We start from the raw sequence: 7,059 nt of genomic DNA, 5'->3' as shown, positions 1-7,059 counted from the left end.
GCTCCCGCAGCTGCCGCTTCAGCACCTTGCCGTTGGCGTTGCGCGGCAGCGGCTCGGCGGTGATCGCCATGGTTTCGGGCACCTTGTAGTCCGACAGCCTTTCGGCGCACCAGGCGCGCAAGGCCTCGCCGGAGACCGGCGTGCGCGTCACCACCACCGCGTGGACGCGTTCGCCCAGCACGGGGCAAGCCTTGGCGATGATCGCGCTCTCGACCACGGCGGGATGGCCGGCCAGCACGGATTCGACCTCGGCCGAATAGATCTTCAACCCGCCACGATTGATCATGTCCTTCTGCCGATCGAACACGCGGACGAAGCCTTCGGCATCGACCGAGCCGAGGTCGCCGGAGTGCCAGAAACCGCCGGTGAAGCTCTCGGCCGTGGCCTTCGCGTTGTTCCAATAACCCTTGATGACGGAAGCACTCTGGATCCAGAGTTCGCCGATCTCGCCGCGAGGCAGCTCGCGCCCGTCCGCCCCCATCGCGACGATGTGCGCGCCCGGGCACGGCAGGCCGACGCTGTCGATATGGCGCTCGGTCAACTCGCCCGGCATGATCGTCGAGGGCGACGTCGTCTCGGTGGCGCCGTAGCAGTTCATCAGCTTCAGGCCGGGAATCTTCGCCTTGAGCTTCTCGATCGTCGCGACCGGCATCGGCGCGCCGCCGAAGCCGCCGATGCGCCAGCTCGACAGATCGTAGCTGTCGAAATCGCTCTGGAGCAGGCAGAGATTGTACATCGCCGGCACCATCACCGTGTAGGTGACGCGCTCGCGCGCGGCGAGCTTGAGATAATCGGCGGCCTTGAACTCCGGCATGATGATCAGCGCGCCGCCACAGCGGATCATGGTCGTGATGTTGGCGACGACGCCGGTGACATGGCCCAGCGGCACGGCCGCGATCGAACGGTCAGCCTCCGTCAATTGCAGACAGGAGACGAAGACCATCGAGGAGTGGACGATGTTGCAATGGGCCAGCATCGCGCCCTTCGGCTTGCCGGTGGTGCCCGAGGTGTAGAGGATCATCGCGGTGTCGTCCTCGCTCGTCTCGGCCGGCGCCTCCGCCGGCGGGTTGTCGGCGAGCAGAGTGAACCGCGACAGAGCCGGATCATCGTCGACGGCAACACGGTGGATCACATCCGGCACATCCTGCGCATCAGGCAGCCGCTCGGCGAGCGCGGCTTCGTGGATCAGAATCTTTGCACCGCAATCGGCCAGCACATAGGCGATTTCCGGCTTCTGCTGCCGCGTGCCGAGCAACACCGTCACGAGGCCCTCATGCGCGGCGGCGAACAGCAGCAATGGAAATTCGATGCGGTTACCGAGCAGGATCGCGACACGATCGCCGCGCTGCAATCCGAGCCTGCGAAATCCCGCTGCAATCCGTGCGGCCTGGTCGACGGCCTGCTGCCAGCTCAGGCGCACATGGCCTGCGATCAGCGCTTCGCCGTCGGCGTTGCGGGCGCGGGCGTCCGCGATCATCGCCCACAGGCTCTCGGGCCGGTCCGCGAATGCTGGCACGATTCGATCGCCGAAGCGCGCCTCGTACCGCATTGGCGGAAGTTGCGATCGCGACCAGTCCATCGGCGTGCCTCGGCTTTGTTGCTCTTGCTACCTTCCGCGCATGATCGAGCAGATCCTGTCTTGTGCTGATCGGCTAGACGCCGATGACGGGAACACCGATCACGACCGGATGGAACGCGAATGCCAGCGCCAGATAAGCGACCAAGCCCACGGCCACCGCAATCAGATCGTTGCTGACGCCGCCGACCGGAATCGGCGGCGCGCCGGCGTCGGTCCGATGCTTGAGCGAAATGCGGTCATACACCGCCCAGGCCAGGAACGAACCGAACAGGATGATCGAGCCGAGATCGCCGTTGGCGAGCAGATGCGCGGCGGCCCACAGCTTGATGCCGGCCAGCATCGGATGCTTCAGCGTCGCATAGATGCGACCGCGCAAATATGACGCCACCACCAGGATGACGGCGGGCAGCATCAAGGCGAGCGCGATGTGCTTCATCGCTTTCGGCGGATACCAGACGTCGATCCAGCCGGTGGCGCGATAGTTGGCAAAGCCCCAGATGATCAGTGCCAGACCGGCGAGCGAGACGAGCGAATAGAGGATCTTGTAGGTCCCCTCGCCGAGCCTTGCGATCGCCTGCGCGCGAGCCTCGCGCTTCGTCGTGAAAACATGGGCCGCAAAGAACAGCACCAGCCCCAATATCATGATCAGCAGACCCACGACATCCTCCCCTTCGGCGAGCGCCCCGCTTCTGAGGTATCATCGATTGGCCGCCGCTCGCAACTCTTCCCCCTCATGGGTGAGGAGCGCGCGAAGAACGCGCTCCTCACCATGAGGTGATGGAGGAGTCCTCACGGCTAATTGGAGAACTGCCGATTGTCGACATAGCGGACCGCGATCGGTCGGCCAGCCAGCGCGCCGCCAAGGCCGCTGGTGAACTTCAGCGGCAGGCAGGCCTTCAGCGACGAATTGATCGCGTTCAGATATGACGCTCGCGTATCAGCCGGGACGCCCGCGGTCGCAAATGTCATGCGCGGCGGCCCGATCAGGCCGCCCGAGCGGTTGAGGCTGAACCGCACCGACATCTGCATGCCCGCGCGGGCATTGTCCGATGGCGGCGACCAGCAGCTGCGCAGCTCTGCGAACAGGTCGCCGATCGTATCGAGATCGTGATCGGGCTTGCGGTATTTGGCGCGGTCGGACTCTGCAGGCACGCTCTCGATCGTGAGCTGGAGGTTCTGGCCGTAGGGATAATCGATCTCGGGAATGCAGGGACCGGGCTCGAGCGGGCTGCAATAGGACGGCGTGCAGGGCCTGCCGTCGAGCACGCTGCACGGCTCGTGCGAAAACGGAATCGGATTGATCTGCCGGGGCCGCGCGTCGGCGGCGGCCGATACCGCCAGCAGGACAAGGATCAGGATGCCGCGCCACATGGAGTGAGCTCACAATGCCACGTGGGAGAACGTGGCGTCGTCGACGAGCGGGTCAAGCCCGTGCGCCTTCACATGCTCGCGTTCAACTCCGGTGTCGTCGCATGACGGCGGAGGGGTGGCCGCACAGTGGCGCACAGAAGCGCACCCTACCCCTTCTTCTTGACGTCCTTGACGTTGGTGAACTCGATGCCCTCGGCGCGTTCCCTGGTGTAGCCGAGATAGAACTCGTTCCGGGCGAGATACACGGGATCGCCATCGACGTCGTCGGCGATGCTGGAGGTGTTGGCGGCGATGAAGGCGTCGAGTTTCTTCCTGTCTTCCGAGGAGACCCAGCGCGCGAGCTGGAACTCGCTGACCTCGAATTCGACCGGCAGCGAATATTCGGCCTCGAGCCGGGCCTTCAGCACGTCGAGCTGGAGCGCACCGACCACGCCGACCAGCGCCGGCGCACCGTCGCGCGGGCGGAACACCTGCACCACGCCCTCTTCCGACATCTGCTGAAGCGCTTCCTTCAGCTTCTTCGCCTTCATCGCGTCGGTGAGACGGACGCGGCGGACGATTTCCGGCGCGAAGCTCGGCACGCCGACGAAGTTGAAATCCTCGCCCTCGGTCAAAGTGTCGCCGATGCGCAGCGTGCCGTGATTGGGAATGCCGACGACGTCGCCTGCGAAGGCTTCGTCCGCGACCGAACGGTCCTGCGCGAAGAAGAATTGCGGGCTCGACAGCGGCAGGCTCTTGCCGGTGCGCACCAGCTTGGCCTTCATGCCGCGGCTGAGCTTGCCCGAGCACAGACGTGCGAAAGCGATGCGGTCGCGGTGGTTCGGATCCATGTTGGCCTGGATCTTGAACACGAAGGCGCTCATGCGCGGATCGGTAGCCTCCACCTTGCGCTGGTCGCTGTCCTGCGCGCGCGGCTCGGGCGCGAACTTGCCGAGGCCTTCCAGGAGGTCGCCGACGCCGAAATTGCGCAGCGCGCTGCCGAAATAGACCGGCGTGAGGTGGCCTTCGCGGAACGCTTCGAGCTCGAACGGCTTCGACGCCGCGGTGACGAGCTCCAGCTCGTCCTTCACGGCAGAGACGTCGAGATTGGCGTTGAGCTTGGCGAGCTCTTCGATCTCGATCTGCTGCGCCGCGCCGGTCTTGGCGCCGCCGCCTTCGAGCAGGCGCACGCCGCCATTGACGACATCATAGGTGCCGAGGAAGTCGCGGCCGCGGCCGACCGGCCAGGTCATGGGCGTGGTGTCGAGCGCCAGCGTCTTCTCGATCTCGTCGAGCAGTTCGAAGACGTCCCGGCTTTCGCGGTCCATCTTGTTGATGAAGGTGATGATCGGAATGTCCCGCAGGCGGCAAACCTCGAACAGCTTTCGGGTGCGCGCCTCGATGCCCTTGGCGGCGTCGATCACCATGACGGCGGAATCGACCGCCGTCAGCGTGCGATAGGTGTCTTCCGAGAAGTCCTCGTGGCCCGGCGTATCCAGCAGGTTGAAGACGAGGCCTTCGAACTCGAAGGTCATGACCGAGGTCACGACCGAGATGCCGCGCTCGCGCTCGATCTTCATCCAGTCCGAGCGCGTGTTGCGCCGCTCGCCCTTGGCCTTGACCTGGCCGGCCAGGTTGATGGCGCCGCCGAACAGCAGCAGCTTCTCGGTCAGCGTGGTCTTGCCGGCGTCGGGGTGGGAGATGATCGCGAAGGTCCGCCGCCGCGCCACTTCAGCGGCAAGCGGGGATCGGGCCGGCGATTCGGCTGTGGTGGTGGCGATGTCGGACATGGCGGGAGCGTGTGGCAGGGAAAACGGGCCTTATCAAGCCTCATTTGGTGATTGCGGAGGCTTCCGGCCAGCCCCATATCGACTTTCGGGAAGGACGACCTTCCCATTTCTCAGCCTGTCAGCCGCGGGGACGACCCTGCCTTGGTATGGAGGGTCGTCATGGCCTGGAGCATTCTGTTCGTCGCGGGCCTTCTCGAGATCACCTGGGCGATCGGCCTGAAATACACCGAGGGTTTCAGCAGGCTTGTTCCATCCGTGATCACGCTGGTGGCGATGGCCGGCAGCGTCATCCTGCTCGGACTCGCGCTCAAGTCGCTTCCCGTCGGAACCGCCTACGCGGTCTGGACCGGCATCGGCGCGGTCGGGACCGCGACGCTCGGCATCATCCTGTTCGGCGAGCCCGCCACGGCATTCCGCCTCGCCAGCATCGGCCTGATCGTCGCCGGGATCGCCGGATTGAAGTTCGTTACCTGACGAAGATCTGGACAATCCACCAGGTCAGCGCCGCCACGATGGCCGAGGCCGGGATCGTGATCACCCAGGCATAGACGATGGAGCTGGCGACGTTCCAGCGCACCGCCGAGACGCGACGGGCGGCGCCGACGCCGACGATCGCGCCGGTGATGGTATGGGTGGTCGAAACGGGAACGCCGAGGAAGGTCGCCATGAACAGGGTGGCGGCCCCGCCGGTTTCGGCGCAAAAACCCTGCATCGGAGTCAATTTCGTGATGCGCAGGCCCATGGTGCGGACGATGCGCCAGCCGCCCATCAGCGTGCCCAGCGCCATCGCCGCCTGGCAGGACAGCACCACCCAGAACGGCACCGAGAAGTCGCTGCCGAGATGGCCTTGCGAATAGAGCAGCACCGCGATGATGCCCATGGTCTTTTGTGCGTCGTTGCCGCCATGACCGAGCGAATAGAGCGATGCGGAGGCGAACTGGAGGACGCGGAAGGCGCGATCCACCGCGAACGGTGTCGAGCGCACCGAGGCCCACGACACGATCGCAACCAGCATCATGGCGAGCAGGAAGCCGACCAGCGGCGACAGCACGATCGCCAGCACCGTCTTGGACAGGCCGCTCCACACCGCGGCCGAGATCCCCGCCTTCGCCATGCCGCCGCCGACGAGCCCTCCGATCAGCGCATGCGACGACGAGGACGGGATGCCGAGCGCCCAGGTCACGAGGTTCCAGACGATGGCCCCGACCAGCGCAGCGAAGATCACCTGGGCATCGACGATCGAGGGATCGATGATGCCGGTGCCGATGGTCTGGGCGACGTGCAGGCCGAAGACCATGAACGCGATGAAATTGAAGAACGCGGCCCAGAACACCGCGTATTGCGGCCGCAACACGCGGGTCGAGACGATGGTCGCGATCGAATTGGCGGCGTCGTGCAGGCCGTTCAGGAAGTCGAACAGCAGCGCGACGGCGATCAAGCCGACCAGGATGGGAAGACCCAACGCTGCATCCACGGCGGCCCTGCCTTACACTTTGGGCATGATCTGAGCGGAAAACCGCAGGACACTTTTCCGGATCATGCGTTACACCTGCTCGATGACGATGCTGTTGATCTCGTTCGCGACGTCGTCGAAGCGATCGGCCACCTTTTCCAGGTGGTCGTAGATCTCGACGCCGACGATGAAGTCCATCGCATTGCCCTCGCGATGCTTCAGGAACAGCTCCTTCATGCCGATGTCGTGGAGATCGTCGACCCGCCCCTCCAGCTTGCCGAGCTCTTCGGTGATGGCGGTCAGCATGGCGACGTTCGGGCCAATCGATTGCATCAGCGGCAGCGCACGCCCGACCAGATTGGCGCATTCGATCAGCAGCCCGCCGATCTCGCGCATGGGAGGCTCGAAGGTGCGGACCTCGAACAGCATCACGGCCTTGGCGGTCTGCTGCATCTGATCGATGGCATCGTCCAGCGACGTGATCAGGTTCTTGATGTCGCCGCGGTCGAACGGGGTGATGAAGGTGCGGCGGACCGCGGTCAGCACCTCACGGGTGATATTGTCGGCGTCGTTCTCGAACTGGTTGACGCGCTGGCAATAGACCGGCGTCTCCTCGCCTCCATTGAGCATGCCCTGGAGCGCGATCGCCCCCTGGATCACCGTCTGGGCATGCCGGTCGAACAGCTCAAAGAACCGCTCTTCCTTTGGAAGGAACGCACGAAACCATCGCATCATGGGGATAGGCTACCGGTTGGAAATGGTCAGGCCCGAAGGGCGTCACAAAACTGTCATAGACCATTTTTCATCCGCGCGCGTGTCATCTCACGCTCGCGGAGCCGGGTCATCCACCGCTTTCAAGCGGTTCGCAAACCGCTTTTAAATCAGTC

At 64.6% G+C, this 7,059-nt stretch carries 7 protein-coding genes; 1 reads left to right on the top strand and 6 read right to left on the bottom strand.

The genetic code is table 11. From position 1 onward, the window contains the following. The 4 genes from AX729_RS22205 to AX729_RS22190 form a co-directional block, all read right to left on the bottom strand. A partial coding sequence (locus tag AX729_RS22205) for a class I adenylate-forming enzyme family protein (protein WP_061026511.1) occupies window positions 1–1,579 on the bottom strand: 1,579 nt, incomplete at its 3' end. A gap of 73 nt (window positions 1,580–1,652) precedes the next feature. Next, a complete protein-coding gene (locus AX729_RS22200) occupies window positions 1,653–2,237 on the bottom strand; it encodes an NnrU family protein (protein WP_061026494.1) in 585 nt (194 codons plus the stop codon). Between the two features lie 137 nt (window positions 2,238–2,374). Continuing rightward, the gene (locus tag AX729_RS22195; protein ID WP_061026493.1) at window positions 2,375–2,950 is read right to left on the bottom strand and encodes a UCP034077 family protein; all 576 of its coding nucleotides are present in this window, start codon (window positions 2,948–2,950) and stop codon (window positions 2,375–2,377) included. A 146-nt stretch (window positions 2,951–3,096) separates the two neighbouring features. Further along, window positions 3,097–4,719 carry a peptide chain release factor 3 gene (locus AX729_RS22190; protein ID WP_061026492.1) on the bottom strand — a complete coding sequence of 541 codons (1,623 nt, stop codon included), beginning with the start codon at window positions 4,717–4,719 and terminating at the stop codon, window positions 3,097–3,099. A gap of 159 nt (window positions 4,720–4,878) precedes the next feature. On the opposite strand from AX729_RS22190, the gene sugE reads away from it, so the two are divergent. Next, a complete protein-coding gene (sugE, locus tag AX729_RS22185) occupies window positions 4,879–5,193 on the top strand; it encodes a quaternary ammonium compound efflux SMR transporter SugE (RefSeq protein WP_061026491.1) in 315 nt (104 codons plus the stop codon). Here sugE and AX729_RS22180 read toward each other — a convergent pair. Next, the gene (locus AX729_RS22180) at window positions 5,186–6,193 is read right to left on the bottom strand and encodes an inorganic phosphate transporter (RefSeq protein ID WP_061026490.1); all 1,008 of its coding nucleotides are present in this window, start codon (window positions 6,191–6,193) and stop codon (window positions 5,186–5,188) included. The two genes, sugE and AX729_RS22180, sit on opposite strands and share 8 nt — an antisense overlap. Before the next feature lie 69 nt (window positions 6,194–6,262). Continuing rightward, window positions 6,263–6,907, bottom strand: a complete 645-nt coding sequence (locus AX729_RS22175) for a DUF47 domain-containing protein (RefSeq protein WP_061026489.1) — start codon at window positions 6,905–6,907, stop codon at window positions 6,263–6,265. Window positions 6,908–7,059: the final 152 nt, after the last annotated feature.

Origin of the sequence: Bradyrhizobium sp. CCH5-F6, from assembly GCF_001556045.1 — a bacterium.
Classification (GTDB): Bacteria; Pseudomonadota; Alphaproteobacteria; order Rhizobiales; family Xanthobacteraceae; genus Bradyrhizobium.
Note: the sequence above shows the minus strand (reverse complement) of the source record. Positions and strands in the feature narration are given on the sequence as shown.